The following is a 25135-nucleotide window of genomic DNA, read 5'->3' on the forward strand; positions in this document are numbered from 1 at the left end:
CAAGCCAATAAGAAAACCGCCCGGCCAAAACCGGGCGGTTTTTTTATTTGCATCGAGCGGGGTGCTACCCCGTCGTAATCGCGGTCTCCATGTCGGTCGGATCGATCTGCTTGTTCAGATTGGCGTGCAGCTTGGCCTGGTCGAGTTCGCCCTCCCACCACGACACCACCACGCAGGCGACGCCGTTGCCGCACAGATTGGTCAGTGCCCGGCACTCGCTCATGAACTTGTCGATGCCGAGGACGATGGCCATGCCCGGAACCAGCCGAGGATCGACCACAGCGAGCGTCGCCGCCAGCGTGATGAAGCCGGCCCCGGTAATGCCGGACGCCCCCTTCGAGGTCAGCATCGCGACCAGCAGGATGGTGAGTTGCTGGCCGAAGGTCAGATCGAAGCCGAGCGCCTGCGCGATGAACAGGGTCGCCAGCGTCATGTAGATGTTGGTGCCGTCGAGATTGAACGAGTAGCCGGTCGGCACCACGAGGCCCACGACCGACTTGGAGCAGCCGAGCCGTTCGAGCTTTTCCATCAAGGACGGCAGCGCGCTCTCCGAGGAGGACGTGCCGAGCACGATCAGAAGCTCGTCCTTGATATAGGCCAGGAACTTGAAGATCGAGAAGCCGACCATGCGCGCGATCACGCCGAGCACCACGAACACGAACAGCGCCGCGGTCAGGTAGAAGGTCGCGATCAGCCCGACCAGGTTCAGGATCGCGCCGGTTCCGAACTTGCCGATCGTGTACGCCATCGCGCCGAACGCGCCGATCGGTGCGGCCTTCATGACGATCGAGATCACGCCGAACACGGCGTGGGCGGCGTCGTCGACAAAGGTGCGGATGGTATGGCCGCGCTCGCCAAGACCCATCAACGCGAAGCCAAACAGGATCGAGAACAGCAGCACCTGCAAGATTTCGCCCTGCGCGAAGGCGCCCACCACCGTGTCGGGAATGATGTGCAGGAAGAAATCGACCGTCTTCTGCGCTTCGGCCTGCTTGGCGTAGCCGGCGACCGCCTGCGCGTTCGCCATGCTGCCGCCGAAACCCGCGCCGGGCCTGATCAGATTGCCGACGAGGAGACCAATCACCAGCGCGAAGGTGGAGACGACCTCGAAATAGACCAGCGCCTTGACGCCGATGCGGCCGACCTTCTTGGCATCTTGTATATGCGAGATGCCGGATACCACGGTGCAGAAGATGATCGGCGCGATCACCATCTTGATCAGCTTGATGAAGCCGTCGCCGAGCGCCTTGATCCAGTCGTTGGTCGCAAGCGCAGGCCACAGCCAGCCGAACAGCGCGCCGAGCACGATGGCGATCAGAACCTGAACATAGAGAACCCTGTACCAGGGCTTTGCCGCACTCGCCGGTGCTGCGGTCGCAATGGTTGCCGCCATGACGTTTACTCCCCCTCAGAAGCAGCGGAACGGTCGCACTTGCGCCAATCCGTCGCACACAGCCAAAGTCCTTCGGGGCAGCGAAGTCAAGATGTCGCCGCAGCGACGACCGGTCTAGCCGCGCGGATCGAGAAATCGCCGAATCGCCGGCAGCAATGCGGCGCCGAGTGCATTCTTGATCAGCGACCCCGCGATGAACGGCACGATGCCGACCAGCCACGCCTTTTCGACGCCGAGCTTCATGCCGAACGCCAGCCAGCCAAACCCGGCGGCGAGAATGAGAAGGTGTCCGAATGCCATCGCCACGAACAGGCGCAGCACCGATCGGTCCCACCCGCGTTCGCTCAGCCAACCCGTCACGAAGGCCGCAGCCACGAAGCCGAAGAGATATCCGGCCGTCGGCCCGAACAGCGGCGCAAGCCCACCGACCGGGCCCGCGAATACCGGCAATCCCATCGCCCCTTCAGCCAAATAGACCACCACCGTAGCCGTGCCGAGCCCCGCGCCATACGCCGCGCCGATCACCAGGACGGCCAGCGTCTGCAGCGTCATCGGAACATAAGGCAACGGCAAATTGACCTTCGCCGACAAGGTCAAAAGCGCCGTTCCCAGTGCGACCAGAATCACGCCGCGCAACACGCCCGACGATCCGCCGGCGCGTTGCGGCCACAGCAGGGCGGAGAGCAGGAAGTGTGGCGGCGCGATGGTTTCAGGCATGGTTTTGGCAGACACGGATGGCTCCCCGGTTGATTGAAGGCAAGACAAACAATGATGTGGATGGTGGCCCGCTGGCTACGATCCAAGCCAGCGCGCGATGCGCGTCACCGCTTCGCGCATCTCGTCGGCCGAGCGCGCGTAGGAGAAGCGAATGAAGCTGCGGCCGTGGATCGGATCGAAATCGACGCCCGGCGTCGCCGCCACATGCGCCTTCTCCAGCATGCGGCCGGCAAATTCGAAACTGTCGGAGGTGAAATCCGAAACGTCTGCGTAGAGGTAGAAGGCGCCATCCGCCGGCAGGAACTTGGTGAGACCGGCCTTCGGCAATCCCTCGATCAGGATGCGGCGGTTCTCTTGATAGCCGCGCTTGATCGCTTCCATCTCCTCGCGGCCCTCGAATGCCGCTTCGGCCGCGATCTGCGACAACGTCGGCACCGAGATCGACAGATTCTGCTGCAGGCGTTCGATCGGCCGCACCAAAGACTCCGGCACCACCATCCAGCCGACCCGCCAGCCGGTCATGCAGAAATATTTCGAGAACGAATTGATCACGAGCGCATGCGGCGAAAGCTCTGCCGCCGTCACCGCCGGAAACGCATAGTCGAGGCCATGATAGATTTCGTCGGAGATGAAGCGGATGCCCGCGCCTTCCGCTGCACCGATCAGGCCGGTGAGCGCCTCGCGCGACATCATCGTTCCCGTCGGATTGGCGGGGCTGCCGACCAGCACGCCCTTCAGCGGCGACTTGCGGTGCGCGGCCAGCAAAGCCTCGCCCGTCAACGCATGCCGCGTTGCGCCCGATGTCTCGATCAAAACCGGCTCGCAGCCGAGCGCGGTCAGGATATGCCGGTACGGCGGATAGCCCGGCACCGTGACCGCCACCCGGTCGCCCGGCTCAAACATCGACAGAAACGCCAGAATGAATCCGCCGGACGAGCCGGTCGTGATCACGATGCGATCGGGATCGACCGCACAGCCGTAAGTATCGCGGTAGTGTTTTGCGATTCGCGTGCGCAGCGAGGGGATGCCGAGCGCGGAGGTGTAATCGATCCGCGCCGCATCGAGCGCTGTATGCGCGGCCGCGATCGCGACCTTGGGCGCCGACGCCGCCGGCTGTCCCACTTCCATGTGAATGACATGGCCGCCGGCCGCCTCGATGCGGGCCGCGGCCGCCATCACGTCCATTACCATGAAGGGCGGAACATCGCTCCGCACCGAGGGCGTCAGCAGCGCTTTCGCGCGGTCTCTAAGTGTCGATTCCAGCATCGATATCTGTTATTTGCACGGGCGCGCGCCGAATTCAGGTTCCCGAACCGGCTGCCGCCCCAGACTGGCCGTATTCGATGGCTTGTTATAGCTTTTTCCCGCGAAGTGATACCGGGTTCACGCAGTGATACCCCGGCTCGGGTGAAAGAAACGCGTTGAAACAACAAACTGGGACCCGTTTCTGATCTAACCGGAAACCGAACCGGCGTCCGGGCCAATCCGGGCGCATCGCCAATCACCAAAGACCGCTCATGCTGCTGCGCATCGCCTTACGCAAGAAACCACTGAAATTGACCGCACTGGCCACAGCCATCGCACTTGCCGTTGCGCCAATGGCGGCTGTGGCGCAGGAGAACAAGGGTCCGCCGGTGCTCCGCGACACCGAGACGGAGCAGTTGCTGCGCGAATATACAAGGCCGATCCTGCGCGCCGCCGGTCTGGAAAAACAGAACATCCAGATGGTGATCATCAACCAGGGCGTCTTCAACGCCTTCGTTGCTGACGGCCGCCGCATCTTCGTGAACTACGGCGCGATCATGCAGTCGGAGACGCCGAACCAGATCATCGGCGTGATGGCGCACGAAACCGGCCACCTCGCCGGCGGCCATCTCGCCAAGATGCGCGAGCAGATGGCGCAGGCCCAGACCCAGATGATCATTGCCATGCTGCTCGGCGCCGGCGCGATGGTCGCGGGCGCGAAGACCGGCGGCGGCAGCGGCGGGTTGACCAACGCCGGTGCGGCGATGTTCTCCGCGCAGGGAGAGGTGATCCGCCGCAACCTGCTCTCCTACGTGCGCCAGCAGGAGGAGAACGCCGACAGGGCCGGCGTGAAATTTCTGACCGCCACCGGCCAGTCCGCCCGGGGCATGTATGAGACCTTCAAGCGCTTCACCGACGAGAGCCTGTTCGCCTCGCGCGGCTCGGACCCCTACGTTCAATCGCATCCGATGCCGGCTGAGCGCGTCGCCGCGCTGGAAGAACTGGCGCGTTCGAGCCCCTACTGGGACAAAAAGGACGACCCTGCCCTGCAGCTGCGCCACGACATGGTGCGCGCCAAGATCTCGGCCTTCATGGAGCGGCAGGAAACCGTGTCCCGGCGCTATCCGATGTCCAATAACAGCCTGCCTGCGCGCTATGCCCACGCGATCACGACCTATCTGCACGGCGACCTGCGCAGCGCGCTCTCCCAGATCGACGCCCTGATCCAGCAGCAGCCCAACAATCCCTATTTCCACGAGGTGCGCGGTCAGGCGCTGATGGAGGGCGGCAAGCCGCAGGAGGCGATTGCGCCGCTGCGCAAAGCGGTCGCACTCTCCAACAACTCCCCGCTCATCGAGATGCTGCTTGGGCAGGCCCTCGTGGCAACCGGCAACAACGCCTACACCGACGAGGCAATCGCCATCCTGCGTGCGGCGGTGGCGCGCGAGAGCGAAGCGCCAATCGGCTACACCCAGCTTGCAATGGCCTATGGCCGCAAGGGCGACTATGCGCAGGCCGATCTGGCGTCGGCCCAGGCCGCCTACCTTCGCGGCGACAGCAAGACGGCGCGCGATCTTGCATCGCGCGCGAAAACGCGCTTTGCGATCGGGACGCCGGGATGGGTCAAGGCTGACGACATTGTGAGCGCCAAGCCGTTGCCAGGCCAGAAGAGCAACTAGAAATCAACCGGGTTCCGCTATAATCGGACCTGACCACCACGGACCAAGATCCCCAGGAGCCGGCCCTTCAGCAGAATTGCCCGGGAACCCGACGCATAAGGATTTAGCGATGCCCTCGTTCCGTCTTCTCATTCCCGCATTGTTCGCTGTCGCGTTCTGCGGCGCGCCGATGTCCGCTTCCGCGCAGAGCTTCAGCGACACCCAGCGCGGTGACATCGAGACCATCGTCCGGAATTACCTGATCGCGCATCCCGAGGTGCTCGAAGAGGCGATGACCGAACTCAGCAAGCGTCAGGCCGCGGCGGAATCCGCCAAGCACGAAGCCGGCGTCGCCAACCATTCGGACGCGATCTTCAATTCGCCGCGCAACGTCACGCTCGGCAACAAGGACGGCGACGTCACCTTCGTCGAATTCTTCGATTACAATTGCGGGTACTGCAAGCGCGCGATGACGGACATGATGGAACTGATGAAGGCCGATCCGAAGCTGAAGGTCGTGCTCAAGGAGTTTCCGGTGCTGAGCGCAGGCTCGGTCGAAGCCGCACAGGTCGGCGTCGCGGTGCGCATGCAGGATCCGAGTGGCAAGAAATATCTCGACTTCCACCAGAAGCTTCTGGGCGGCCGCGGCGCCGCCGACAAGGCGCGCGCGATGGCCGTCGCCAAGGAAGTCGGGCTCGACATGGCGAAGCTGGAGAAGGACCTTTCGAGCGCCGAGGTGCGCAGCACGCTCGAGGAAAATTTCAAGCTCGCCGAAGCGATGGGGATGAACGGCACGCCGAGCTACGTGATCGGCAAGCAGGTCGTGATCGGCGCGGTCGGCGTCGAGAACCTGCGGGAAAAGATCAGCAACGCCCGCTGCGGCAAGGCGACCTGCTGAGGCGAACTGCACGTATTGCGATGAAAGGCCGGCTCAACAGCCGGCCTTTTTCTTTGCGGCGTTCCACGGCGCGGCGGTTCATCCCGCATTCACAAAACAAAGTCAGCGGAACCGCCGATGATCAGGAACATCGCGCAATTCCTTTCGTTGTCGGTCGGGCAATGCAGACATGTGAGGAGACATTCGATGACTAACCGCTTTTTGATTTCGGTCGCGACAGCGGCCCTGATCGCCGGAACCGGCTTTGCGAACGCGCAGGGTACCGGTATGGGCCGCGACGCAGGGTCGGCCGGTTCCCCGGCTCAGCAGAGCGCGCCTTCTTCTTCCGATCGCGGCGGCGCTTCGTCGGGCACGATGCAGCGCGATAGCGGCGGCAAGGACAGCGGCGGCAAGTCCGACATGAAGGGCGCGCAGTCCGAGCCTAAGTCGATGGGCGCTGAAAAGAACCAGCGCGCCGAAGACCACATGAAGGGCGGCAAGGACATGAAGGCCGAAGGCCGGCAAGACAAGGATATGAAGGCCGAGGGTAAGGAAGACCGCGGCGGCATGAAGTCCGAGCAGAAGGGTCAGACGACCGGCCAGGGTACGATGCAGCGTGATCAAAGCACGACCCAGCACCGTGACCAGACGACGACCCAGGGCCGCGATCAAACGCAGGGCCATGACCAGAAGGACCAGAAGGCCCAGGGCCAGCAGGACCGCATGCAGACCCAGACTCAGGGCGGAGCCGCGGGCCAGAGCACGACCACCACGGGTCAGGCCGGTGCGGCCGGCAAGCTCTCGACCGAGCAGCGCAGCCAGATCACCAGTGTGATCCACGAGCAGCGCGTTGCGCCGGTGACGAACGTGAACTTCTCGATTTCGGTCGGCACCCGCGTACCGCGCGAGGTGACCTTCCATGCGTTGCCGGAGCGAGTGGTGACGATCTATCCGGAATGGCGCAGGTATAAGTTCATCCTCGTCAAGGAGCAGATCGTGATCGTCGACCCGAACACCTACGAGATCGTGGCAGTTCTGGAATCCTGACAACAGGCTTTTCGCAAATATCAGGGCGGGCAGAAATGCCCGCCCTTTTTTGCTTGGCCGAGACTCGTCGAGTTGCTGCGACCGGGTGAACTCCCAGCGAATTCATCATTTCGAGTGAAGGCTGGGAACAACGCGGGGGTTCGGGCAGCACAACCGTGCCGGTCTTGGTCTGAGCTTGCGTCTTTAAGGCACGTGGCGGTGGATGACGGCGCGCTGACACGCCCCCGGCCGATTCTTTGGCATTGGGTTAACGTGCAATTTCAGCAGGTTCTGCGTGCCTTTTTATGAACAGGATGAGGCGTTTGAAAGGCGGCCGGAGCGGCCTAAAGACTTCCCCTTGACCCCATTGTTACCTATAACCCCGCGACCTGCCCGCCCCCATTTGCTGGAATCCGGATGGCCCAAGCCTCTGCCGCGACGATCTATGTCCTCAACGGCCCGAACCTCAACATGTTGGGGACGCGCGAGCCCGAAACCTACGGCCACGCGTCGCTCGCCGATGTCGAAAAGCTGTGTGTGGAGACCGCGGCGCAATTCGGCCTGAAGGCCGATTGCCGCCAGTCCAACCGCGAAGGCGAACTGATCGACTTCATCCACGAGGCGCATGCCAAAAAGGTGGCCGGCATCATCATCAACGCCGGCGGCTATTCGCACACTTCGATCGCGTTACATGACGCGCTGGTCGCGGTGAAGATTCCGACGGTGGAAGTGCATATCAGCAACATCCACGCCCGCGAGAGCTTCCGTCATCACTCCTACACGGCCATGGCCGCCTTTGCGTCGCTCTGCGGCTTCGGCATCGATGGCTACCGGCTCGCAATATCAGGCCTTGCCGCCAAAATCGGCGCCAAAGCCAAAACCTAACTTCAAAAACCTGACGTCGAACGACACCAAGCCTGACGCTTACGCCGTCACCCACATCGAGAATTCCGGATCAAGAGCATGGCCCGCCAGCCCGACAACAAGTCAGCGGACAATTCTGCCGCAAACCTGAAGAGCGACGACAGCGCGCTCATTCGCGAACTCGCGCTGCTGCTGGATGAGACCAGCCTGACCGAGATCGAAATCGAGCGCGCCGGCCTGCGGGTGCGGGTCGCGCGCAACATCACCGTGTCGGCGGCGATGCCGGCGGGCTTCCAGCCGGCGCCGGTTGCTGCCGCGGCAGCGGTCCCCGCTGCGGGTGCCGATCTGGCCAAGCATCCGGGCGTGGTCCCCTCGCCGATGGTCGGTACCGCTTACTGGGCGCCCGAGCCCGGCGCCAAGCCGTTCATCGACGTCGGCACCAAGGTATCGGCCGGGCAAACGCTGCTGATCATCGAAGCGATGAAGACGATGAACCAGATCCCATCGCCGCGCGCGGGCACGGTGACGCAAATTCTCGTCGAGGACGGCCAGCCGGTCGAATTCGGCGAGCCGCTCGTGATCATTGAATAAAATTCGTCAACGTCAGGCGCTGCGATGTTCGACAAGATTCTGATAGCCAATCGCGGCGAGATCGCGCTCCGGGTGCTGCGCGCGTGCAAGGAGCTCGGCATCTCCACTGTCGCGGTGCATTCCACCGCCGATGCCGACGCCATGCATGTGCGGCTCGCCGACGAGAGCGTTTGTATCGGCCCACCGCCATCAAAGGATTCTTATCTCAACGTCCCCGCACTGCTCGCGGCCTGCGAGATCACCGGCGCCGACGCCGTGCATCCCGGCTACGGCTTCCTGTCGGAGAACGCCCGCTTCGCCGAAATCCTCGCCGAGCATAATCTGCATTTCATTGGCCCGAAGGCCGAGCACATTCGCCTGATGGGCGACAAGATCGAGGCCAAGAAGACCGCCAAGCGGCTCGGCATCCCCGTCGTTCCGGGTTCCGATGGCGCGGTCTCGCCCGACGACGATGCCCTGGCTATCGGCAAGGCGATCGGCTTCCCCGTGCTGGTGAAGGCGGCCGCCGGCGGCGGCGGACGCGGCATGAAGGTCGCGCACTCCGCCGACGATCTGATGATGGCGCTGTCGACCGCGTCCAACGAGGCCAAATCGGCGTTCGGCGACGCCTCGGTCTATCTCGAAAAATACCTGCAGAAGCCGCGCCACATCGAGATCCAGATTCTCGGCGACGGCCGCGGCGGCGCGATCCATCTCGGCGAGCGCGACTGCTCGCTGCAGCGCCGTCACCAGAAGGTCTGGGAAGAAGGCCCCTCGCCGGTTCTCTCCGCCGCCGCCCGCGCCAGGATCGGCGAGACCTGCGCCAAGGCGATGCGGGACATGAAATATCTCGGCGTCGGCACCATCGAATTCCTCTATGAGGATGGCGAGTTCTATTTCATCGAAATGAACACCCGCATCCAGGTCGAGCATCCCGTCACCGAGAGCATCACCGACATCGACCTCGTGCTGGAGCAGATCCGCATCGCCGCCGGCGGCGACCTGCCCGCGAAGCAGGAAGAGATCGCCATCATCGGGCATGCCATCGAATGCCGCGTCAATGCGGAGAACCCGCAGACCTTCCGCCCGTCACCCGGCAAGATCACGCAATTCCATCCGCCCGGCGGGCTCGGCGTGCGGATCGATTCCGCCGTTTATCAGGGCTACGTTATTCCGCCTTATTATGATTCGCTGGTCGGCAAGCTGATCGTGCACGGCAAGACCCGCGCGGAATGCCTGATGCGGCTGCGCCGGGCGCTCGACGAGATGGTGGTCGACGGCATCGAAACCACCCTGCCGCTGTTCCGGGCGCTGGTCCGGGAGGCCGACATCATCAACGGCGACTACCACATTCACTGGCTCGAGCAGTACCTCGCCGGCCAGCCGGTGGACGGCAAGACCTGATCCAAAAAAACTCCTGAAATATTCGACGGCGCATGGAACCGATGGGTTCCATCGCACGTTGGTGTGCAAAAGGGGCTGCCAGGGGCGCTTGTTCCGTTTGTTCATGACGCGAGATCACCGTGACCGCTGACGCCCAGCGCAAGCGCGCCATCGGGCATATCCTGCTGCTTGCGGCGGGGCTCTTGGTGTTGACCGTCATCAGCGCCGGTTCGGTCCATCTGGTGAACGAGGCGCGCGAGGACGCGCGCACGGTTCTGCGCACCCTTGAGGTTGAAAACCAGATATCGCTCGTCCAACTGCAGTTGCGGCGTGCCGAAAGCGCACAGCGCGGCTATCTCGCGACATTGCGGCCGGATTTTCAGTCCGATTTTGAGCAAGCCATATCCGAACTGACGCCGGCGCTGACGAAGTTGAGCCAACTTATCACCGACAATCCGGTTCAAAGGCGGCTCATCAACGAAATGATGCCGCTCTACGACCAGCGGATCGAGGAATTCCGTACGACGAACGAACTGGCCCGGTCGAAGCGCATGAGCGACGCCGCCAAGATCGTGCGCGAGGGCATCGGGCGCGACACCATGAAACATATCGAAGATCTCGCGGTGCGGATGCGGACCGAGGAAGACCGCCTGTTTGTCGAGCGCACGACCAACGCCGATCGCAGCCAGACGCTGGCGGCCTCGATCACCGGCATCGGTTCGGGTTTCGTGGTCGTGCTGGCCGGCATCGCGATCTTCATGGTCCGGCGTTCGTCGCACGCACGCGACCAGGCCGCCGCCAGGCTGCGCGACAGCCATCTCAACCTCGAGGCCACGGTCGACGAGCGCACCGCGGACCTGCGCGAAGCCAATGACGAGATCCAGCGCTTCGCCTACATCGTCAGCCACGATCTGCGCTCGCCGCTGGTGAACATCATGGGCTTCACCAGCGAGTTGGAGGAATTGCGCGGCGACATCTTCAAACGGATCGCAGCGCTTTCCCGCGAGCAGTCCGCCGCACCATCGGCCCCGGAAAACGCCACCGATACCGCCGAACCCGTACTCGAGGGCCCCGATAAGCAGCTCTCGGAAGATTTCTCCGAGGCGCTCGGCTTCATCAAGTCATCGATCGGCAAGATGGACCGGTTGATATCGGCGATCCTCAGCCTCACCCGCGAGGGGCGGCGCGAGTTCGAGCCGGTGTGGATCGATACAAAGGAGCTGATCGAGGCCATCGTGACGACCGTGGCCCATCAGGCCGCCGAAGCCCAGGCCGAGATCCGGATCGACACGCTGCCGAATATCGTCAGCGATCGCCTTGCGGTGGAGCAGATCTTCTCCAATCTGATCGACAATGCACTCAAATACCTCAAGACCGGGGTCCCCGGCGAAATTACGGTGCGCGGCCGCACCAAGCTCGGCTTTGCGATTTTCGAGTTATCGGACAATGGGCGTGGTATCGACCCCAAGGACCATCAGCGCATTTTCGAGCTGTTCCGCCGCGCGGGAACCCAGGATAGGCCGGGACAGGGCATCGGCCTTGCCCATGTCCGCGCGTTGGTGCGCCGGCTGGGAGGAACCATGTCGGTCGCGTCGGAACTTCACCGGGGCAGCACGTTCACGATCACGCTGCCCGTTAATTGGTCTGCCAACCGGAACACACGGACATGAATAATCCAGTCACCATCATCATGATCGAGGACGATGAGGGGCATGCCCGCCTGATTGAGCGCAATATACGCCGATCCGGTGTCAACAATGAGATAAAGCCGTTCACCAGCGGTACAGCCGCGCTGAACTACCTGTTTGGCAAGGACGGGACGGGTCTCGACCACAAGGGCAGCGCCCTCCTGATCCTGCTCGACCTCAATTTGCCCGACATGACCGGCATCGACATTCTGAAGCGGGTCAAGGAAAACAGATACCTCAAGACAACGCCCGTGGTGGTGCTGACCACGACCGACGATTCTCACGAGATCAAGCGTTGCTACGAATTCGGTTGCAACGTGTACATTACCAAGCCCGTGAACTACGAAAGCTTCGCCAACGCCGTTCGTCAGCTCGGTCTGTTCTTTTCCGTCATTCAGGTACCCCCGGCCGCCACATGAAACCCGCGATGCCGACACTGCTGTATATCGACGACGACGCCGGGTTGGCCCGGCTGGTCGACCGCGGCCTGACGCGGGCGGGCTTCAAGGTCGTCCATGCGGCCGGTGGCGACCAGGGGTTGGCCCGGCTGGCGCAAGGCGGCATCGATGTCGTGGCGCTCGACCAGTACATGCCCGGGCTCGACGGGCTGGAAACACTGGAACAGATCATGGCGATCCCGAACGCGCCGCCGGTGGTGTTCGTCACAGCCTCTCAGGATTCGGCGATCGCAGTCACGGCGCTGAAAGCCGGTGCCGCCGACTATCTGGTCAAGGACATCAGGGGCGATTTCATTCCGCTGCTTCAGGTCGCCGTCAACGGCGCGCTGCGGCAGGCCGAGCTTCAGCGCGCCCGCGACGAGGCCGAAGCCGAGGTTCACCGCTCGCGCGACCGCTATGCGGCGCTCGCCGCCGAACGCGAAGTGCTGCTGCGCGAAGTCAACCACCGCGTCGGCAACTCCTTGCAGATCATCGCCTCGCTGCTGCATCTGCAGGCCAATTCGACCACCCAGGACGACGTCAAGGCGGCGCTGACCAATGCGATGGGCCGCGTCGCCGCGGTCGCCCAGGTGCATCGCCGCCTCTACACCTCGCACGATCTCAAGAGCGTGCTGCTGAACCAGTATCTCGAAGCCCTGCTGGAAGATCTCCGGCGTTCGGCCGAGGGCAACAAGATGTCGCGGCTGACGCTCAAGGCCGAACCGATCGAGATCGACCCGGACCGCGCGGTCGCGATCGGCATCATCGTCAACGAGCTGGTGATGAACGCCGTCAAATATGCCTATCCCGACGGTGCAGGTCCCATTCACGTCGAGCTCAAGCCTGAGGGCGACGACCTCGTGGTCGCGATTGCCGACGACGGCGTCGGCCTCAACGCCAAGGCCGATCCGCGCTCCACCGGCATGGGGCAACGCATCGTGAGCGCGATGGCCGCCAAGCTGGACGCCAGTGCCGAGCGCGATCCGGACCATCATGGCACCAGGATCGTGCTGCGCTTCCGCCGCGTCCCGGCGGTGGCGCCGAAATCGACCAACGCCGCGGCGGGCTAGGCTACGAATCCCTCGGCGTCGCCGCTTCGATCGCACGCGCAGCCGCCAGAAGAACGTCTGCCACCTCGATCGCCCGGCGCGGGCTCATTCTGTTTCGTATGGCGGAGAGCGTAATCGCCGCAGCGGGCTGGCCGTCCGGTGTCCGGATCCAGGCCGAAAGCGACTTCGTTCCCTGCACCAGGCCGACATCGCGCAGATTGTAGCCCCGGCGGCGCGCGAGCTGGATCTGGCCGAGGACGGTGGCCGTATCGGTCCGATAGGCGCCAAATCGCGGTTCGTTGGCGAGCACGATCTTGCGTGCCTCCGCAGCAGGCATGGCGGCCAGTATCGCCACACCCGCGCTGCTGACGCCCAGCGGACGCCGCACACCGACCTCGATCGACAACACCTGGATCGGATAGCCGCCGATGCGGCGCGCCACGCATAGCGTGTCGAGCCCGGTGCGTACCGTCAGGAACAAGGTATCGCCGAGCTGCGCCGACGCTTCCGCGAGATACGGCTCGGCTGCAACCATCAGGGGTGAGCGCGATGGACGCGCCAGCGCCAGTTCGGGCACCTGGCGGCCGACGACGTAGTTTCCTGTCCGGTCGCTGCGCTCGACAATCCCCTCCTCGACCAGCACGTGCACGATGCGATGTACCGTAGGGCGGGCGAGCGAGGTCGCTTGCACGATCTCAACCAGAGGCACGCCTTTTTCCCCGCCAACCGCGAGCGTGCGCAGCACGTTCAACGCGCGGCGGATTGCCTGCCCGCCCTGCCGCGGCCCTCGCCTGCGCGGCTTTAGCCGACCGTTAGTCATACGTACTGTCCCATGTCCACAATGTGGACAAAAACACCACAATTTGGTCGACAGCGGAAGGGCTGCGCGCAAGATCGCGGCGCGGAACAATAGATGCGCATGCCGCTGGGACGGGGCCCGCGCAAAACAAATGTGGCGGCAGACATGTCGCTTTTCGGGAGAATGCGATGAAATTTTTCGCGATCGCAGGCGTCGCTGTATCGGTACTGTCAGCGGCTTCGTTGAGCACGCCGGCCGATGCCCAGCAATGGCCGGCGCGGCAAGTACGCCTGATCGTGCCTTACCCGGCAGGCGGCAATGTCGACAGCGCGGCGCGCGTCATCGCCGACAAGCTTCAGGCGAAGCTGGGCCAGCCGTTCATCGTGGAAAACAAGGCCGGCGCCGGCGGCCTGATCGCCGGCGAGGCGTTCGCGAAAACCAAACCCGACGGCTACGCGCTGTTCGTCGGCGCCAACGGGCCGGTGCTGTTCGCACCCGAGATCGCCAAGCGTGATGCCTATAACTGGAAGCGGGATTTCGCACCGATCACCTCGATCACGATGACGCCGCTGGTGCTCGAAGTGCACCCGTCGGTGCCGGCCAAAGATCTGCAGGAATTCATCGAACTTGCGCGCCGCGATCCCGGCAAGCTGACGATGGCCTCGCCTGGCCAGGGCACCACCAACCATCTGCTCAGCGAGCTGATGCAGTCGACGCTGGGCCTGGAATGGCTGACGGTGCACTACCGCGGCAACGCGCCCGCTCTCAACGACCTGATCGGCGGACAGGTGCAATTCGCGCTGGATCAGATCTCGGTCGGATTGCCTTCCATCAAGAGCGGCATGCTGCGCCCGCTCGCCGTCACCGGTAGCCACCGCGCCTCCTGGCTGCCTGATGTCCCGACCTTCACCGAACTCGGCTACAAGGAATTTGACGGCCAGACCTTCACCGGCCTGTTCGCGCCATCAGGCACGCCGGCCGAGATCATGACCACGCTCCACGATACGCTTGCGGAGATCCTGAAAGATCCCGCCATCGTCGAGAAGTTCAACGCGCTCGGCGCCGAGGCCGTATCGATGACACCGGCAGAGTTCACGAGCTATCTCGAGCGCGAGGACGCCAAGTGGATTCCCGTGGTCCGCAAGGCGAACATCAAGGCTGACTGAGGCGCATCCCGATGCGGATCGATCCGGCATATCTCGACGCCGAAACGGCCTACAGGCTGATCACCGGCGTCGTGGTGCCCCGGCCCATTGCCTGGGTCACCACCCTGTCAAACAGCGGGGTCGTCAACCTCGCCCCGTTCAGCGCTTTTACCTTCGTTTCGCCGAAGCCGCCGATGCTGGCCATCAGCGTCGGCCGCAAGGGTGGAATATACAAGGATACCGCGCAGAACATCCTCAACAACGAGGAGTATGTCGTTCACATCGCGGATTCCAGCCTGATGACGGCAGTGCACGAGAGCTCCACCGAGCATCCGCCTGACGTCAGCGAGGTCGAGGAATTGCGGCTCTCGACGCTGCCGGGAGAACGCATCAAGGTGCCTCGTCTCGCCGCAGCTCCGGTTGCGATGGAATGCCGCTTCCGGCAGTGCCTCGAATTCGGCGAGACCCGCAGCCGGCTCATCGTCGGCGAGGTGCTGGTGTTCCATATCAGGGATGGGCTGCTGCAAAACGGCAAGATCGAAACCAAGGCGCTCGATCCGATCGCCCGTATCGCCGGTCCGCGTTACGCGAAGCTTGGCGAGATCGTCACCCTGAAACCCGTGTTCCAGACCTCGAAAACTGAATCCTGAAGCATCGCATGGCGACGCCTGCGTGAACGCGGCACTGATCCGGAGATCCACCGCATGCAACTCTTGAGTTTTCTCGCAAATGGCGAGCCGCATTTCGGCGCGGCCGTTGCCGGCGGCGTGGTTGACCTCACTCAACGGCTCGGACCGAAATGTCCTGACCTTCGGACCCTGATCGCCAAGGACGGTCTGGAAGTCGCGCGCCAAATGGTCGCCGGCCTCAAGCCGAGCCATGCCCTCGACGATCTCGTGCTGCTGCCGCCGATCCCCAACCCGGAAAAACTCTGGTGCATCGGCGTCAACTACAAGGACCGCAACGCCGAGTACAAGGACAATTCGGACCTGCCGAAATATCCGAGCCTGTTTGTCCGCAACCCCTCTTCCGTCGTCGGCTCCGGTCAGCCGATCGAAAAGCCTGATATCTCCGAACAGCTCGACTATGAAGGCGAGCTTGTGATCGTGATCGGCAAGGAAGGACGGCACATACCCCGCGAGCGCGCCTGGGACCACATCTTCGGCATGACGCTGTGCAACGAGGGCAGCGTCCGCGACTGGCTGCACCACGGCAAGTTCAACGTCACCCAGGGCAAGAATTTCGACCGCTCGGGCAGTATCGGGCCGTGGATCGTCACGTCGGACGAATGCGATCCGCGCGGGCCCCATGACATTATTACCCGCGTCAATGGCGAAGTGCGCCAGAACGATTCCACCGAGCGGCTGATGTTCCCGTTCGATTTCCTGATCGCCTATCTCTCCACCTTTGCCACCCTGAAACCCGGCGACATGATCGCGACCGGCACCCCGATCGGCGCCGGCGCCCGGTTCACGCCGCCGCGCTGGCTCAAGCCAGGCGACGTCGTCGAGGTGGAATCCTCTGGAATCGGCATCCTCCGCAACACCGTGGCGGAGGAGCAGTAGCCGATGCTCGATCAACAGACCATCGAACGGCTGGCGCAGCGTCTGGATGACGCCGAACGCAGCAAGTCGCTGATTGCTGCGTTCACGCGCGAATATCCCGACCTCACGATCGAGGACGCCTACGCCATTCAGCGCGCCTGGACGAAGCTGCAGCTCGCGCGCGGCCGCATCGTCAGGGGGCACAAGATCGGCCTGACATCGAAAGCGATGCAGAACGCCGTCGGCATTTCCGAACCGGATTACGGCGTGCTGTTCGCCGACATGTTCTATCCCGACGCGTCGGCGATCCCGTTCGATCGTTTCCGTGCGCCCCGTATCGAGGTCGAACTGGCCTTTGTGCTGAAGACGCCGCTGGAAGGCCCCGAGTGCACGCTGTTCGACGTGCTCAACGCCACCGACTACGTCACGCCGGCGCTCGAAATCCTGGAGACGCGGATGCACCGCGTCGATCCCGAGACGAAAGCGCCGCGCAAGGTGATGGACACGATTTCCGATAACGCCGCCAATGCGGCGTTGGTCGTCGGTGGCCGGCCTATCCGTCCGCTCGATTTCGACCTGCGCTGGATCGGCGCGCTGTTATTTCGCAACGGCCAGATCGAGGAAACCGGCATTGCCGCCGGCGTTCTCAATCATCCCGCCAACGGCGTAGCCTGGCTCGCCGACCGACTGGCCGCCCAGGGCGAGTTTCTCGACGCCGGCGAGGTAGTGCTGGCGGGATCGTTTACACGTCCGGTCGAGATCATCAGGGGCGACACGTTTCATGCCGATTACGGTCAGTTCGGATCGGTGTCCTGCCAGTTCGTCTGAACAAAAACGTCCCGGGAGAACAGAGATGACAAGGCGCAAGAGCATTCATATCGGCGAATTCAAGCACGCCAATCCCATTCCCAACGCCTGCCACATCGGCAATCTCCTGATGTCCGGCGTCATCCTTGGCCGCGACCCCGCCACCGGCAAGATGCCGGAAAAGATCGAAGACCAGTGCGCCAACATGTTCGGCCACATGAAGGCGATCGTGGAGGCCGGCGGCGGGGCGACCTCCGACATCATCAAGATGACGGTGTGGCTGCAGGATCGCACGCAGCGCGCGCCGGTGAACACCGAGTGGCTGAAAATGTTTCCCGACGAGCATTCGCGCCCGGCCCGTCACGCGCTGCAGATGGACATGGAAAACGGCGCGCTCGTGCAATGCGATTTCACCGCCGTGATCGGCTGATCGCGACCGAACAAGGAACCTGACATGCCGGCCTATCTACCCTTCGATCCGAACCCGCGACGCCCCTCAAAACTGCCGCCGCCGAAAAGCATCGACAGCCAGTTTCACGTGCTGGGCCCGCTCGACAAATATCCGGTGCGCCCGGGCGCCGCCTACCAGATGCCGACGGCGACCTGGGAAGCGGCGCTTCGCGTCCACAAGACGCTCGGCATCGAGCGCGGCATCATCGTGCAGACCACGACCTATGGCGCCGATCATTCCGTGGTGCTCGACGCCCTCGCGGCGATGGGACCGAACTACCGCGGCTGCGCCAACGCCCTGGTGTTTGCCGAAGCCGATGATGCCTATCTCGCCAAACTTCACGACGCCGGCGTGCGCGGCGCCCGCTTCAGTTTCCGGCAGGAACTTGGCGCAGTGCTCTCGGACAAGGATTTTGCGCGCGCGATCGCGAAAATTCGCGAGCTCGGCTGGTACGCAAAAATCCAGCCGGAGAAGGACGGCATCGTCTCCAGCGCCGCGAAATACGAAAATCTCGACGTCCCCGTGCTGATCGACCATATGGCCCGGCCGGACCCTGTGCGCGGCAAGGAAGACCCGAATTTGCAAAAGATGCTGGAGCTTCTGTCGAAGGGCAATTTCTGGGTGATGCTGTCGCTCGGCGAGAAGACCTCGAAGAAGGGCCCGCCGTGGGACGACGTCATCCCGATCGCGCGCGCCTATATCGAAGCCGCTCCCGACCGCTGCGTATGGGCGAGCGACTGGCCGCACCCGGTTTCGGTGGTGCAGCCGCCCAACGACGCCGACCTGCTCGAGCTGCTCTATCGCTACGTGGCCGACGAGGCCGAGCTGAAGAAAATCCTGGTGACCAACCCGGCCAAGCTGTTCGGCTACGAGGAGTAGAGGTTGTCGCACGCCTAGCGCAGCGCGACCGTCATGAATGCGACGATGACGGGCAATGTCACCGCGGCCAGGACCGTCCCGAGCGCCACTGCGCCCGAGACGGCTTCGTTCAGCCGTCCGTACTGGGCGGAGAAGATGTAGGCATTGGCGCCGGTCGGCATCGCTGCAAAGAGAACAACCACCGCCGCGGAAATCGGCGGCAGCGCCAGGAAGTAGAACGCGAGGATCGCGGCGATGGCCGGCATCGCCAGCAGCTTGAGGGCGCACTTCACCGCCATCGCGAGCGCCCGGCCCTTGATCTTGAATCCGAAGAGATTGATTCCGAGCGCGATCAGCGCCGTTGGCGAACCGGCCTGCGCCAGCAACTCCAGCGTCTTGTCCGCTACGGGATGCAATCCCAATCCGGTGAGGCGCCAGAGGAACCCAAAGCCGAGCGCGAGCATGATCGGATTGCGCGCGATCTCGCTGATAGCCCGAAGGGCCAGAAGCGGCGCACTCTCGGAAGACTTCCGCTCGGCCCATGCCATCTGCAGCGTGCCGCAAAGCCAAAGCAGCGGCGTATTGACCGACAGGATCAATGCCATCGAGCCAGCGGCCTGACTTCCCAGAGCCGACAACGTCAGGGGAAGGCCGAGCATCACGATGTTGCCGTAGATCGAGCCGATCGCGAGCACCACGCCGTCGGCCCGGGATTGCCGAAGAACGGATGTCGCCAGGAGCGCGACGATCCATGTCGCCGCCGTTGCCCCATAATAGGCGCTCCACACCGCGAAGGCGTTGACGGCGGGAAATTCTGCGACGACCACGATCCGGAACAGGAGCGCAGGAATGGCGATGCTGAAGGCGAACTCAGAAATTCCCTTGTGCGCCGTAGGCGAAATGAAACGCAGCGCCACCGCCGCATAGCCGGCCGCGATCAACGCGAACACCGGAACGACGATCAACAGCGCGCTCATGTTCCGATCACACCACCCCCAGCCACGGCATCACGATCAGCAACAGGCCAGCAAAATAGATCACGCCGAAGATCAGGCCGAATTTCCAGAAATCACCCTTCCCGATATAGCCGCTGCCGTAATACATCGGCGCCGGCCCGGTCGCGTAGGGCGAGATCACCCCCATCAGGCCGAGCGAATAGACGCAGAGCAGCGTCAGTATCGGCATCGACAGTCCCGGAATGCTGCTGCCGACCGCAAGCACCACCGGCAACACCGCCGCCGCATGCGAGGTGATGCTGGAAAAGAAATAGTGGACCCAGAAGAAGAAGGAGACCAGCAGGATCATCCCGACCGTGGGACCGAGCCCCGCCAGCTCCCTGGCATAGCCCTCCGCCACCCATTTGATGAAGCCGATTTCGTTCAGGCCCGAGGACAGCGTCAACAGCGAGGTGAAATAGAAGAACACTTCCCACGCACTCTTTTCGCGGACGATGTCGTCGAACTCGATCACGCCGGTCAACAGCATCAGCGAGATCACGACGAAGACCACCATGGTCGCGTTGATGAAGTTCGACCCCAGCAGCGGCAGGCTGATGGTGGGGTTGGAACCGCAGATCCACAGGAACATCGCCAGCAGCACGAGGGCGGCCATGATCCATTCGTTGCGTGACAGCGGCCCCATCACCTTGAGCTCGGTTGAACTCCATTCGACGATTTCCGGGCTTTCCTTCACCTCCGGCCGGCAGATCACGTAACTCAGCAGCGGCACCAGGATCAAAAGCAGGACACCGAGCGGCGCGAAGCCGATGAACCATTGCGACCAGCCGACTTCGACGCCTGCGATCTTCTTGGCGATAGAGAGCGCAGCCGCGTTGGGCGCCAGCGCGGTCAGGAACAGCGAGCTCGTCACCGCGGTGGTCGCAAACGCCGTCCACATCACATAGGTGCCGATCCTGCCGGCGGTCGGCCCCGGTTCGGAGCCATAGATGCGCGGGATGTTGCTGACGATCGGATAGATGGTGCCGCCGCTGCGCGCGGTGTTGGACGGCGTCGCCGGCGCCAGCACGAGGTCGGAGAAGGCAACCGCATAGCCGAGCCCGATGGTGCGGCGGCCAAGGCGATTGACCAGCAGCAGCGCGAGCCGCCGGCCGAGCCCGCTCTTGCGGTAGCCGATCGAGAACACAAAGGCGCCGACGATCAGCCACACCGTGCTTTCGGAAAAGCCGCCCAGCATCCAGCGCAGCGCCTTGTTGGGATCCTGCTCGACATATCCCGAGATACCCGCGAACGTCAGGCCGATAATGCCGACGGCGCCGACCGGCATCGATTCCAGGATCAGGCCTGCGATCACGGCGGCAAAGATCGCAAAATAGTGCCATTGATTGGCGTTAAGGCCGGCCGGAACCGGCGTGAGATAGAGCGCCAGCCAGATCAGCAGTGGCACAACGGTCTTCCAGGTGATTTTCACGCGTCCCCTCTTTCTTCCTCCTGGCGATCGTCGATATTCGGGCGGCCGCCTTTTTTGCGGAAGCGTAGCATAGGCCCGCGCCGTCCTGCTATTCTGCCACGCATGACATCGCGCGAGTCAGCCGTTTCCGAAATCACGCCCGAAGTGCTGCTGCGGGCCTATGCCTGCGGCATCTTCCCGATGGCCGAGAGCGCCGGCGATCCGACGCTGTTCTGGGTCGAGCCGGAAATGCGCGGCGTGATTCCGCTTCAAGGCTTCCGCATTGCCTCGCGGCTGGCCCGCACCGTGCGCTCGGATACCTTCAGCGTGACCGTCGATACCGCCTTCAAGGCGGTGATCGCGGGCTGCGCTGCGCCGCAGCCTGGCCGCGACGACACCTGGATCAACAAGCGTATCAGGGATCTCTATGTCGGGCTCCACGAGCTCGGCCACTGCCACAGCGTCGAGGTCTGGCAGGACGGCGACCTCGTCGGCGGCCTCTACGGCGTCAGCCTCGGGCGGGCTTTCTTCGGGGAAAGCATGTTCCATCGCGCCCGTGATGCGTCGAAAGTGGCGCTGGTGCATCTGGTGGCGCGGCTGATCGCAGGCGGGTTCGAGCTGCTCGACACCCAATATGTCACCGAACATTTGCGCAGCTTCGGTGCGGTCGAAATTCCAAGGCACCGCTATCGCGTATTGCTCGACAAGGCGATCGCGGGCGAGCCTGCGGATTTCATGCGGTTACAAGCCAGCGTCAGCGGCGAGGAAGCGCTCGCGATTATCGCGAAACGTCCAACCGCGTAGCCCGGATGGAGCGCAGCGCAGTCCGGGATCGGTCTCCACCACGGAGAGAGCAGTCCCGGATTTCGCGGAGCCTGTCATCGGGCCCGCATTCGCGCGACCCGGTGGCTCCATCCGGGCTACGTTCTTTGCTGCTAATTCCCGAACAATCCGCCAAACAGTCCACCCGGCCGCTGCTGCGGTGGGGGTGGTGGCGGAGCCTGTTGCGGCTGCTGCTGGAATTGCGGCTGCGGCGGCGCTCCCGGCGGACGCGGCGCTGCCTGCTTCGGTTGCGGCGGACGTTTTGCGGCCGGCGGCGGGGCCGCCCCCTTCGGCGGATCGGGCTGCGCGCTGACGATGGTCTGGTCGGGGCCTTTGCAGTCAGTCAACCAGATGTCGTAGACCGGGTGCTCGACGCCATGCAGGCCGGGGCTCGCGGCATACATCCAGCCTGAGAAGATCCGCTTCACCTCGCCCTGCAGCGTGATCTCGTCGACCTCGACAAAGGCGTCGGTGTTGGCGGCTTCCGTCGACGGCCGTGTATAGCAGGCACTGGTCTTCACGCGCAGCGCGCCGAACTGCACGGTCTCGCCGATATCCTCGTCGAAATTGATGATGCGGCCGGTGATCTTGTCGAGGCCGGAGAAGCTCGCCTTCTTGTTGGTGATCTTGGTGGCCGGCGGCTCGGACACGACCTCGTCACCCGGCTGCAGCGTCGCCGGCGATTGCGGCACGCCCTTGGCTGGCGGTTGGCGCTGGCCCGGTGGCGCGTTGGCGACGCCCGGCTGAGGCTGGCCCGGCTGCGGCGGCTGAGCGGCAACGCCCGGCTGCGTGCCCTGGGGCGCGACGGTCGTTCCTGGCGGCGGCGCCAGCGGCTGTGACTGGAAGCTTCCCGGCGGCGGAGCGCCCTGCCCCGGCGGCGGACGGTTCGGGGTCGGCAACAGGCGGCCGCGCGGCAGTTCCGGCACTTCCTCGTCGTCGTCGGGGATTTGTTGCTGCTGCTGATTGCCGCGGGGAATGGCGCCCGGCGGCCGCAGCGGCGGATCGGAAAAGATATTGCCGATCTGCGCCTGCGCCGGGGGCACAAGCGACGTCATGGTGGCGGCGATCAGGGCCGCAAGACCGGTCAGGGCGATGGTTCGAAGCATCTCGCGGCTTTTACAGGCGAATCGGGCTCGCGACATAGTACAGACTTATCCGCCGCTCGCGTCCCAACCGGTTAACACGGCGAATACGGCGCGGAAAGGGCGACTTGCCCCCTTCCCGCCGCACTCGATCCTGGCCGGGAAAGGCGGAAGCCGGTTTTCCAAGTCGCTCGGTGATCTCGATCATGGCCCGGGAACGCCGAAACCGGCTTTCGATCGTCGCGGCATGATCCCGATCATGGCCCGGGAGGGCGGAAACCGGTTTCGATAGCACCCCATGATCTAGTCATGCCCCGTTTCAGATGAAATAGTCGCTTCCGTTCACGCGAGGGTGCCCGCTCTCGGCGCGAAAACCATCAAAATCCGGGATAACCGGAGGAGCGAGAGGAAACCTTAAGACATGCCCGATCGAATTCGCCTCGATGGCCGGGTTGCCGTCGTGACCGGCGCGGCCGGCGTCATCGGAACCGCGACCATCCGCCTCCTGGCCGAACGCGGCGCCCGCATCGTCGCTGTCGACCGCAAGGAAGACGACCTCAAGGCCGCCATCAAGGACCTGCCCGCCTCGGCCGAAGCGCTCGCGGTCACGGCTGACGTCACAAGGGAGGACGAGGTCGCGGACTATGTCCGCGCCACGGTCGACAGGTTCGGCGCGATCGACGCGTTCTACAACAACGCCGGCATCGAGGGCGACATCAAGCCGATCCCGGAATATCCGCTGGACAGCTTTCGCCGCGTGCTCGACGTCAATGTCGTCGGCGTCTTTCTCGGCATGAAGCATGTGCTGCCGGTGATGCTGAAGCAGAACAAGGGCAGCATCATCAACACCGCCTCGATCGCCGGCCTGATGGGATCGCCGATGATCGCCGTCTACAGCGCCAGCAAACACGCGGTGATCGGTCTCACCAAGAGCGCTGCCTGGGAATGCACCGGCACCGGCGTGCGGGTCAACTGCGTCTGCCCCGGTCTGATCGACAGCCGGATGCTGAGCACGATCCTGCAGGGCCGCAATCCCGGCAACGAGCCGCCGCCGAACGAGAAGATCGTCGACCGGATTCCGGCGCGGCGGCTTGGACAGGCGTCCGAAGTCGCCTCCATCGTGGCGTTCCTCGCCTCCGACGAGGCAAGCTACGTCTCGGGCTCCGCTTACACCGTTGACGGCGGCCGCACCGCCGCCTGACGTCGTTCCGGGATGGTCCGAAGGACCAGACCCGGAACCTCGAGATTCTCAGGTGCGCAATTGCGCACCGTAGTTCGCTGCGCGCCCCGGAATGACAAACCTGAAACGAAGGGTCTCCACCCATGCCCGTAACTCTCGATCCCGATGCCGCTGCCATCTACCAGGCTTTCCAGGAAGCGGGCCGTCCCGCCTATGAGACGCTGACCGCGCCGGAAGCGCGCGAGTACTATCGGAACGCCCGCGTCGTCATGAACCCCGAGCCGCCCGCGCTTGAATCGAACAAACCGCTGTCGATCCCCGCGCCGCATGGCACGATTGCGGCGCGCATCTACACGCCGAAGACGCTGCGCAAGAACAACGGGCTTGCACCATGCCTGGTGTTCTTTCACGGCGGCGGTTGGGTGATTGGCGATCTCGATACTCATGAAGTGGTCTGCCAGAAGCTGGCCCATGAGGGCGAGCTGATCGTGATCTCGGTCGACTACCGGCTGGCACCGGAACATAAATTTCCTGCGGCTGTCGACGACGCCATCACCGCGACCAAATGGATTGCCGTCAATGCCGGGCAACTCGGCATCGACGCCGGGCACCTGCTGGTCGGTGGCGACAGCGCCGGCGGCAATCTCGCCGCCGTCGTGGCGCTGGCCGCGCGCGACGGCAACGGCCCAAAACTCGCTGGTCAGGTGCTGATCTATCCCGCCACCGATTTTGCGATGAAGTATCCCTCGCACAGCGAGCCCGAGACCAGCATCTTGCTGACGCACTCCGTGATCAAATGGTTCTGTAACCACTACCTGAACGGCGCTGATGACATCGATCATTGGAAGGCCTCGCCCGCGCGCGCGAAAACGCTCGCTGGCCTGCCGCCGGCCTATGTGCTGACCGCCGGCGCCGATCCGCTGCGCGATGAGGGCGCCGACTATGCTGCAGGGCTCAAGGAAGCTGGGGTGCCCATGACCTACCGCCACTTCCCCGGCCAGTTCCACGGCTTCTTCACCATGGGCAAGCTGCTGCAACAGGCCAATGTCGCAGTCAGCGAAATCGCGGGCTGGCTGAAGGCGCTGAAATAACGCACTGTTATACCCTGCATCCATCCTGCGCCTATTCGAGGCC

General features: G+C 63.7%; 25 protein-coding genes. 18 read left to right on the top strand and 7 right to left on the bottom strand.

The window, feature by feature from the left end:
• Positions 1-64: 64 nt before the first annotated feature.
• From V1283_RS17735 to V1283_RS17745, 3 genes are all read right to left on the bottom strand, one after another.
• A complete protein-coding gene (locus V1283_RS17735) occupies positions 65-1393 on the bottom strand; it encodes a dicarboxylate/amino acid:cation symporter (RefSeq protein WP_334387735.1) in 1329 nt (442 codons plus the stop codon).
• Between the two features lie 114 nt (positions 1394-1507).
• A complete protein-coding gene (locus tag V1283_RS17740; RefSeq protein ID WP_334393097.1) occupies positions 1508-2065 on the bottom strand; it encodes a biotin transporter BioY in 558 nt (185 codons plus the stop codon).
• Between the two features lie 120 nt (positions 2066-2185).
• The gene (locus V1283_RS17745; protein WP_334387736.1) at positions 2186-3376 is read right to left on the bottom strand and encodes a pyridoxal phosphate-dependent aminotransferase; all 1191 of its coding nucleotides are present in this window, start codon (positions 3374-3376) and stop codon (positions 2186-2188) included.
• 251 nt (positions 3377-3627) lie between these two features.
• Between V1283_RS17745 and V1283_RS17750 the strand changes: the two genes are divergently transcribed.
• From V1283_RS17750 to V1283_RS17790, 9 genes are all read left to right on the top strand, one after another.
• Positions 3628-5034 (top strand): M48 family metalloprotease, encoded by a 1407-nt coding sequence (locus tag V1283_RS17750; RefSeq protein WP_334387737.1) that lies wholly within the window; start codon positions 3628-3630, stop codon positions 5032-5034.
• A 109-nt stretch (positions 5035-5143) separates the two neighbouring features.
• Positions 5144-5911, top strand: coding sequence for a DsbA family protein (locus V1283_RS17755; protein WP_334387738.1), 768 nt, complete (start codon positions 5144-5146; stop codon positions 5909-5911).
• Positions 5912-6097: 186 nt separating this feature from the next.
• Complete coding sequence (locus V1283_RS17760; protein WP_334387739.1) at positions 6098-6937, top strand: DUF1236 domain-containing protein; 840 nt, start codon at positions 6098-6100, stop codon at positions 6935-6937.
• 396 nt (positions 6938-7333) lie between these two features.
• Positions 7334-7801 (top strand): type II 3-dehydroquinate dehydratase, encoded by a 468-nt coding sequence (gene aroQ / locus V1283_RS17765; protein ID WP_334387740.1) that lies wholly within the window; start codon positions 7334-7336, stop codon positions 7799-7801.
• Between the two features lie 78 nt (positions 7802-7879).
• On the top strand, positions 7880-8371 hold the full coding sequence (gene accB / locus V1283_RS17770; RefSeq protein ID WP_334387741.1) for an acetyl-CoA carboxylase biotin carboxyl carrier protein: 492 nt from the start codon (positions 7880-7882) through the stop codon (positions 8369-8371).
• A 24-nt stretch (positions 8372-8395) separates the two neighbouring features.
• Positions 8396-9754 carry an acetyl-CoA carboxylase biotin carboxylase subunit gene (gene accC, locus V1283_RS17775; RefSeq protein ID WP_334387742.1) on the top strand — a complete coding sequence of 453 codons (1359 nt, stop codon included), beginning with the start codon at positions 8396-8398 and terminating at the stop codon, positions 9752-9754.
• Between the two features lie 119 nt (positions 9755-9873).
• Positions 9874-11403 (top strand): sensor histidine kinase, encoded by a 1530-nt coding sequence (locus V1283_RS17780; RefSeq protein ID WP_334387743.1) that lies wholly within the window; start codon positions 9874-9876, stop codon positions 11401-11403.
• The gene (locus V1283_RS17785) at positions 11400-11840 is read left to right on the top strand and encodes a response regulator (protein WP_334387744.1); all 441 of its coding nucleotides are present in this window, start codon (positions 11400-11402) and stop codon (positions 11838-11840) included. Before V1283_RS17780 ends, V1283_RS17785 begins: the two co-directional genes overlap by 4 nt.
• Positions 11837-12928, top strand: coding sequence for a sensor histidine kinase (locus tag V1283_RS17790; protein WP_334387745.1), 1092 nt, complete (start codon positions 11837-11839; stop codon positions 12926-12928). The genes V1283_RS17785 and V1283_RS17790 overlap by 4 nt, the downstream gene beginning before the upstream one ends.
• A 1-nt stretch (position 12929) precedes the next feature.
• Here the strand turns inward: V1283_RS17790 and V1283_RS17795 are convergent, their stop codons facing one another.
• Positions 12930-13727 carry an IclR family transcriptional regulator gene (locus V1283_RS17795; protein WP_334387746.1) on the bottom strand — a complete coding sequence of 266 codons (798 nt, stop codon included), beginning with the start codon at positions 13725-13727 and terminating at the stop codon, positions 12930-12932.
• Between the two features lie 167 nt (positions 13728-13894).
• Between V1283_RS17795 and V1283_RS17800 the strand changes: the two genes are divergently transcribed.
• From V1283_RS17800 to V1283_RS17825, 6 genes are read left to right on the top strand one after another with little or no spacing between them, the layout of a single operon-like run.
• Complete coding sequence (locus V1283_RS17800; protein WP_334387747.1) at positions 13895-14872, top strand: Bug family tripartite tricarboxylate transporter substrate binding protein; 978 nt, start codon at positions 13895-13897, stop codon at positions 14870-14872.
• Between the two features lie 11 nt (positions 14873-14883).
• On the top strand, positions 14884-15501 hold the full coding sequence (locus tag V1283_RS17805; RefSeq protein ID WP_334387748.1) for a flavin reductase family protein: 618 nt from the start codon (positions 14884-14886) through the stop codon (positions 15499-15501).
• A 54-nt stretch (positions 15502-15555) separates the two neighbouring features.
• Positions 15556-16416 carry a fumarylacetoacetate hydrolase family protein gene (locus tag V1283_RS17810; RefSeq protein WP_334387749.1) on the top strand — a complete coding sequence of 287 codons (861 nt, stop codon included), beginning with the start codon at positions 15556-15558 and terminating at the stop codon, positions 16414-16416.
• A 3-nt stretch (positions 16417-16419) separates the two neighbouring features.
• Complete coding sequence (hpaH, locus tag V1283_RS17815; protein WP_334387750.1) at positions 16420-17223, top strand: 2-oxo-hept-4-ene-1,7-dioate hydratase; 804 nt, start codon at positions 16420-16422, stop codon at positions 17221-17223.
• Between the two features lie 25 nt (positions 17224-17248).
• A complete protein-coding gene (locus V1283_RS17820; protein WP_334387751.1) occupies positions 17249-17632 on the top strand; it encodes a RidA family protein in 384 nt (127 codons plus the stop codon).
• A gap of 24 nt (positions 17633-17656) precedes the next feature.
• A complete protein-coding gene (locus tag V1283_RS17825) occupies positions 17657-18532 on the top strand; it encodes an amidohydrolase family protein (RefSeq protein WP_334387752.1) in 876 nt (291 codons plus the stop codon).
• Between the two features lie 14 nt (positions 18533-18546).
• On the opposite strand, the gene V1283_RS17830 is transcribed toward V1283_RS17825, so the two are convergent.
• Both V1283_RS17830 and V1283_RS17835 read right to left on the bottom strand, forming a co-directional pair.
• Positions 18547-19488: an AEC family transporter gene (locus V1283_RS17830; protein WP_334387753.1), complete on the bottom strand. Its 942-nt coding sequence runs from the start codon at positions 19486-19488 to the stop codon at positions 18547-18549.
• Positions 19489-19495: 7 nt separating this feature from the next.
• Positions 19496-20938: a DASS family sodium-coupled anion symporter gene (locus tag V1283_RS17835; RefSeq protein ID WP_334387754.1), complete on the bottom strand. Its 1443-nt coding sequence runs from the start codon at positions 20936-20938 to the stop codon at positions 19496-19498.
• Between the two features lie 102 nt (positions 20939-21040).
• On the opposite strand from V1283_RS17835, the gene aat reads away from it, so the two are divergent.
• Positions 21041-21721, top strand: coding sequence for a leucyl/phenylalanyl-tRNA--protein transferase (gene aat, locus V1283_RS17840; RefSeq protein WP_334387755.1), 681 nt, complete (start codon positions 21041-21043; stop codon positions 21719-21721).
• A gap of 131 nt (positions 21722-21852) precedes the next feature.
• On the opposite strand, the gene V1283_RS17845 is transcribed toward aat, so the two are convergent.
• On the bottom strand, positions 21853-22845 hold the full coding sequence (locus tag V1283_RS17845) for a DUF2155 domain-containing protein (RefSeq protein WP_334387756.1): 993 nt from the start codon (positions 22843-22845) through the stop codon (positions 21853-21855).
• 397 nt (positions 22846-23242) lie between these two features.
• Between V1283_RS17845 and V1283_RS17850 the strand changes: the two genes are divergently transcribed.
• Both V1283_RS17850 and V1283_RS17855 read left to right on the top strand, forming a co-directional pair.
• Complete coding sequence (locus V1283_RS17850) at positions 23243-24022, top strand: SDR family NAD(P)-dependent oxidoreductase (RefSeq protein ID WP_334387757.1); 780 nt, start codon at positions 23243-23245, stop codon at positions 24020-24022.
• A gap of 122 nt (positions 24023-24144) precedes the next feature.
• Positions 24145-25092 carry an alpha/beta hydrolase gene (locus V1283_RS17855; protein WP_334387758.1) on the top strand — a complete coding sequence of 316 codons (948 nt, stop codon included), beginning with the start codon at positions 24145-24147 and terminating at the stop codon, positions 25090-25092.
• The last annotated feature ends 43 nt before the right edge of the window (positions 25093-25135 follow it).

This window comes from Bradyrhizobium sp. AZCC 2262, from assembly GCF_036924535.1.
Lineage (GTDB): Bacteria > Pseudomonadota > Alphaproteobacteria > Rhizobiales > Xanthobacteraceae > Bradyrhizobium.

Bases quoted from the DNA above. Each gene is read 5' to 3' on its own strand.
- aat (WP_334387755.1), top strand. From the start codon at position 21,041: ATGACATCGCGCGAGTCAGCCGTTTCCGAAATCACGCCCGAAGTGCTG.
- accC (WP_334387742.1), top strand. From the start codon at position 8,396: ATGTTCGACAAGATTCTGATAGCCAATCGCGGCGAGATCGCGCTCCGG.
- V1283_RS17825 (WP_334387752.1), top strand. From the start codon at position 17,657: ATGCCGGCCTATCTACCCTTCGATCCGAACCCGCGACGCCCCTCAAAA.
- V1283_RS17745 (WP_334387736.1), bottom strand. From the start codon at position 3,376: ATGCTGGAATCGACACTTAGAGACCGCGCGAAAGCGCTGCTGACGCCC.
- V1283_RS17735 (WP_334387735.1), bottom strand. From the start codon at position 1,393: ATGGCGGCAACCATTGCGACCGCAGCACCGGCGAGTGCGGCAAAGCCC.
- V1283_RS17830 (WP_334387753.1), bottom strand. From the start codon at position 19,488: ATGAGCGCGCTGTTGATCGTCGTTCCGGTGTTCGCGTTGATCGCGGCC.
- hpaH (WP_334387750.1), top strand. From the start codon at position 16,420: ATGCTCGATCAACAGACCATCGAACGGCTGGCGCAGCGTCTGGATGAC.
- V1283_RS17805 (WP_334387748.1), top strand. From the start codon at position 14,884: ATGCGGATCGATCCGGCATATCTCGACGCCGAAACGGCCTACAGGCTG.
- V1283_RS17800 (WP_334387747.1), top strand. From the start codon at position 13,895: ATGAAATTTTTCGCGATCGCAGGCGTCGCTGTATCGGTACTGTCAGCG.
- accB (WP_334387741.1), top strand. From the start codon at position 7,880: ATGGCCCGCCAGCCCGACAACAAGTCAGCGGACAATTCTGCCGCAAAC.
- V1283_RS17845 (WP_334387756.1), bottom strand. From the start codon at position 22,845: ATGCTTCGAACCATCGCCCTGACCGGTCTTGCGGCCCTGATCGCCGCC.
- V1283_RS17810 (WP_334387749.1), top strand. From the start codon at position 15,556: ATGCAACTCTTGAGTTTTCTCGCAAATGGCGAGCCGCATTTCGGCGCG.
- V1283_RS17795 (WP_334387746.1), bottom strand. From the start codon at position 13,727: ATGACTAACGGTCGGCTAAAGCCGCGCAGGCGAGGGCCGCGGCAGGGC.
- V1283_RS17760 (WP_334387739.1), top strand. From the start codon at position 6,098: ATGACTAACCGCTTTTTGATTTCGGTCGCGACAGCGGCCCTGATCGCC.
- aroQ (WP_334387740.1), top strand. From the start codon at position 7,334: ATGGCCCAAGCCTCTGCCGCGACGATCTATGTCCTCAACGGCCCGAAC.
- V1283_RS17750 (WP_334387737.1), top strand. From the start codon at position 3,628: ATGCTGCTGCGCATCGCCTTACGCAAGAAACCACTGAAATTGACCGCA.
- V1283_RS17755 (WP_334387738.1), top strand. From the start codon at position 5,144: ATGCCCTCGTTCCGTCTTCTCATTCCCGCATTGTTCGCTGTCGCGTTC.
- V1283_RS17785 (WP_334387744.1), top strand. From the start codon at position 11,400: ATGAATAATCCAGTCACCATCATCATGATCGAGGACGATGAGGGGCAT.
- V1283_RS17820 (WP_334387751.1), top strand. From the start codon at position 17,249: ATGACAAGGCGCAAGAGCATTCATATCGGCGAATTCAAGCACGCCAAT.
- V1283_RS17855 (WP_334387758.1), top strand. From the start codon at position 24,145: ATGCCCGTAACTCTCGATCCCGATGCCGCTGCCATCTACCAGGCTTTC.
- V1283_RS17790 (WP_334387745.1), top strand. From the start codon at position 11,837: ATGAAACCCGCGATGCCGACACTGCTGTATATCGACGACGACGCCGGG.
- V1283_RS17850 (WP_334387757.1), top strand. From the start codon at position 23,243: ATGCCCGATCGAATTCGCCTCGATGGCCGGGTTGCCGTCGTGACCGGC.